Source organism: Flavobacterium sp. PL02 (genome assembly GCF_035013205.1).
GTDB lineage: Bacteria > Bacteroidota > Bacteroidia > Flavobacteriales > Flavobacteriaceae > Flavobacterium.
In genome coordinates this window covers 1-2,071 of record NZ_JAYGJP010000020.1, presented here as the reverse complement: position 1 = coordinate 2,071, position 2,071 = coordinate 1, and the positions used below count along the sequence as shown (strand labels likewise).

The following is a 2,071-nucleotide window of genomic DNA, read 5'->3' as shown; positions in this document are numbered from 1 at the left end:
AAGGATTTATTGGTCCATTTGAATGTTTTTTTGGCTATGCCTCCGGTATCTCTGGCGGATGCAAATACGAGTTTGTTGTCGTAATAGGCGCTTCCGTAATCGGTTTGGGTGGAGTTGATTTTTGCGTCGGCTATTTCGTATCGCCCTGAGTTGGCTTTTATTTGCTCGAGGTAGTTTTTATTGTTTTCGAATAGTTCTCCTCTTTTATCGGCTGTCTTTTTTTTGTTGAAGCTCTCGAGGGTTTTATCTGCTTTGGCATAATCTCCTGTGGCTTTTAGGGTTTGTGCGTAGCGGTAGTAGTACTCGGGTTCTTGTTCTGGGTTCATTTCAAAAAGGGCCTGATACCATTTGGCGGCTTTGGTTAGTTCGCCATTAAAGTAGTAGGCGTTACCTAGTCTTTGGAACATTTCCTGGTCTTTGTATCCTTTTTCGGCTACTTTTTCGTAGGTGGCAATGGCATCGATATAGGCGTATTGGTTATAGTCTTTATCGGCTTTGTGCTGGCTTGCGCTTTGTGCTCTTCCGTTTAGTGTTATCAGTACTAAAAGGAGGGTGAAGGTGATGGCTATATAGTTTTTTTTCATCTTTGATGGTTTTAGAAGAATCTTGGTGAGGTTATTCGGCTGTAATTATTAAAGAATTCGAATCGCAGGAATATCTCGTGGGAACCTGAGTTGTAGTTGTTGAGGCGGGTGGTTTCGCGGTCGTAGGCGTAGCCTAGATATAATCCGTCGCTTACCTGGAATCCTACCATGGCGCTTAGGGCTGCACTCCATCTGTAGGCGACTCCGGCTACAAATTTGTCATTGAACATGAAGTTGGCTGACAGGTCGACTTGTAGTGGGGAACCTTCGACCATTTTGGTCAGTACGGCTGGTTTGAATTTGATATAGGGGTCTAGATCGAATACGTATCCGGCTATTAGGTAGTAGTTGATTTTGTCTTTGAAGATAGCAATGTCGTTATCGTTGTATCTGTTGGTTTCGATAAAGTTGGGTACGGATAATCCGATGTAGGCTTTATCGGAATGCCAGTATACTCCTGCTCCTATGTTGGGGGTGAATTTGCTGTTTAGGTCTTGAAATTGTGGGTCGCCTTGTTGTTCTGGGTTTAGTTTACCTATGTCCAGGTTGAACAAATTTGCGGTGGCTTTGATCCCGAAGGATAGCTTGAAGGTTTCGGATGTGGGTACGGTATAGGATAAATCGGCCGAAAATGTGTTTTCATTTGTTGGTCCTATTTTATCGTTTACCAGGGATACTCCGAGTCCCAGGTTGCTATTGTTTAACGGGGTGTTTAGGGAGAAGCTACTGGTTTCGGGTGCTCCATCGAGTCCTACCCATTGGGTACGGTATAGTCCAAAGATGCTCATGGCTCCTCTGGAACCGGCATAGGCTGGGTTTATATTGATGGTATTGTACATGTATTGTGTAAACTGGGCATCTTGTTGTGCATGGCTTACTGCGGAAAAAAACATAAAAACGATTACTAATTTTCTCATTTATTTTTCTTTTAAGAATGGCTTAGCTTTTTAGGGCTAAGCCGTTTCTATTTGTTTTTTACTTTTATTTATTGATGTATAAATATCCTGCTTCCTGATGGGCATTGGACTCGCTGTCTTTGTATTTTAGTACGTAGTAGTATGTTCCTACTGGCAGTCCATCGGATTGTTTTACGGTGGTGCGTCCTTCGGACATTCCTCTAAAGGCGCGCTCTTCGTTGTTGTAGTGTTCGCGTTCGAATACTAAAACTCCCCATCGGTTGTATATCTCTACGGTATTCTCTGGATAGCATTCTAGTCCCTGGATATAGAATCTCTCGTTCATTGAATCTCCGTTTGGTGAGATGGCATTGAAGACTTTTATTACGCAGCCTTCTATTGGGGATACCGTTGGGTTGTCGTCTACATTGCTGGTGTAATCGGATTTGTCTTCTACTGTGATTCCGTTGGCACTGGTTCCAAATGCGGTGGCCTGGTTGCTTATTTTTCCTGCATTGATGTCGGATTGTTTGATTACATATACGCCTATAAAAGTGTGTTCATCGGTTTCATTTACGCCTAATGTGATTG

At 43.0% G+C, this 2,071-nt stretch carries 3 protein-coding genes; all 3 read right to left on the bottom strand.

Annotated elements, in window-relative coordinates; all coding sequences use genetic code 11:
* Nucleotides 1–584: tetratricopeptide repeat protein (locus tag SHI72_RS23560; RefSeq protein ID WP_416348486.1), on the bottom strand; the 584-nt coding region annotated here is incomplete at its 3' end.
* 11 nt (nt 585–595) lie between these two features.
* Entirely contained in the window at nt 596–1,501 is a 906-nt protein-coding gene (locus tag SHI72_RS23555; RefSeq protein ID WP_039118362.1) for a type IX secretion system membrane protein PorP/SprF, read from the bottom strand.
* 64 nt (nt 1,502–1,565) lie between these two features.
* A partial coding sequence (locus SHI72_RS23550; RefSeq protein WP_323491590.1) for a gliding motility-associated C-terminal domain-containing protein occupies nt 1,566–2,071 on the bottom strand: 506 nt, incomplete at its 5' end.